The following is a 1,213-nucleotide window of genomic DNA, read 5'->3' on the forward strand; positions in this document are numbered from 1 at the left end:
GTCGAGTGCTGCGATCGCCGCGTCGCGAAAGCTGCAATGCGGATCGAGCAGTGCCAGCGGTACCTCGTCCTGGCGGGCGGCCAATCCCTTTTGCGAACAGAGCCAGAGCATCGGCTCCCTGAACAAGCCGACCTCGTCCGGCGCCGGTGCCTGTCGCATGGCGATCATCAGATCGAGGATGCCGGTTTGCAGTGCCTCGGCCAATTCGGCGGAGCGGCCGACGCGCAGTTCGATCCTGACGCGCGGATAGCTCGCGGCAAAGGCCCTGAGCAGCTCCGGGAGGCCGCTGTCGGCGAAATCTTGTGTCGTGCCTATGGCCACGCGCCCATCGGCTCGCACGCCCTTGAGGGCCAGCCACGGTTCGCGATGCACAGCAAGGATGCGCCGGGCATGGCCGACCAGATGCTCCCCGGCCGGCGTCAGGCCGCGGCCCCGCCCCTGCGGCACCAGAAGCGGTTCGCCGACAATATCCTCAAGCCGCTGCATCTGCGTGGTCACCGCCGACGCTGAGCGGCCGACAATTGACGCCGCCTGCGCCAGCGAGCCGCCATCGACGAAGGCGAGAAAGGTTTTGAGGAGGTCAGGGTCGAGTGTCGGCATAATTCGATATTATCAAAGTGTCCACCTTAAACAATTCGATTTTCATAATGGAAGAGCGATGGCAAAGATTTCTCACGGCGAAGAGATGCCGCATAACCCGAGGAAAGAAATTTATGCCGATCATCAATGTCAGCGTCTCAGGCAAGCCCGATGCCGCTTTGTCCGCCGCTATCGCCAACCAGGTGACCGAACTGACCGCTACGCATCTGCGCAAGGATGCGACCATCACCGCGGTCGCCATATCCTATCATGACCCCGAGCACTGGTTCGCCGGCGGCAAGTCGCTGGCCGAGCATGGCGCCAACAGTTTCTGGCTCGACATCAAGGTGGTCGACGGCACCAACACCAAGCTTGAGCTGGAAGCCTATCTCAAGGCGATCTTCGCCGCATTTGGCCGCTTGCTGGGTGAGATGCACGAAGAAAGCTACGCCTTCGTGCACGAAGTGCCGGCCGCCGCCTATGGCTACGGCGGCAAGACACAGGAATTCCGTTTCATCAGCGGGAGGTTGAAAGCGGCGTGAGCAGCGCCGTTCAGTTCCACGCTCATCCGCAAGTAATGTTGTCGACGGTGAAGCGTGACAGGCCGGCAGCTTGCAGCCGGTCTGTCCGAGCA

2 protein-coding genes are annotated in these 1,213 nt (G+C 61.9%); one reads left to right on the plus strand and one right to left on the minus strand.

Annotation, left to right across the window (positions count from 1 at the left end):
- The coding region (locus EOA86_RS35320) for a LysR substrate-binding domain-containing protein (RefSeq protein WP_128345701.1) at positions 1-600 on the minus strand (600 nt) is incomplete at its 3' end.
- A 113-nt stretch (positions 601-713) separates the two neighbouring features.
- Here EOA86_RS35320 and EOA86_RS35325 point away from each other — a divergent pair.
- Positions 714-1,121 (plus strand): 4-oxalocrotonate tautomerase family protein, encoded by a 408-nt coding sequence (locus EOA86_RS35325; protein ID WP_128345703.1) that lies wholly within the window; start codon positions 714-716, stop codon positions 1,119-1,121.
- Positions 1,122-1,213: the final 92 nt, after the last annotated feature.

It is taken from the genome of Mesorhizobium sp. M5C.F.Ca.IN.020.32.2.1, assembly GCF_004023105.1.
In the GTDB taxonomy this organism is placed as follows: Bacteria; Pseudomonadota; Alphaproteobacteria; order Rhizobiales; family Rhizobiaceae; genus Mesorhizobium; species Mesorhizobium wenxiniae.

What these genes read in the sequence shown, in the direction of transcription:
- EOA86_RS35325 (WP_128345703.1), top strand. Translation starts at nt 714, where the DNA reads ATGCCGATCATCAATGTCAGCGTCTCAGGCAAGCCCGATGCCGCTTTG.